The organism is Bradyrhizobium sp. Kon69 (genome assembly GCF_055807515.1).
The window spans coordinates 1-295 of record NZ_JBVVOS010000265.1 but is presented as its reverse complement, the minus strand read 5'-3'; the positions used below and the strand labels follow the sequence as shown (position 1 = coordinate 295).

General features: G+C 57.6%; 1 protein-coding gene. It reads left to right on the top strand.

Annotated elements, in window-relative coordinates:
• On the top strand, positions 1-295 hold a 295-nt coding region (locus AC0L3U_RS39105), incomplete at both ends, for a GNAT family N-acetyltransferase (protein WP_473365076.1).

Genomic DNA, 295 nt, shown 5'->3' with positions numbered 1-295 from the left:
GTCTACATCGGATGGGTGAAGGTGAAGCCGTCATCACCGGCATGCTCGATCTTGCCAACAACGAAATAGGGGCGTTGTTCGTACGGTCCGCATTTACCGGGCGCGGTTATGGCAAAGCCATGCTTGACCATCTGGAGGACGTCGCGCGGCAGCATGCCGTTGCGCAAGTGGTGCTGGATTCGACGTTGAACGCGGTGAGCTTTTATCAAGCGTGCGGGTATGTGGGGCATGAGCAGGCAGTGTATCGCTCGCCAGCGGGATTGGTGTTGGCGTGTGTGCCTATGGTGAAAACGCT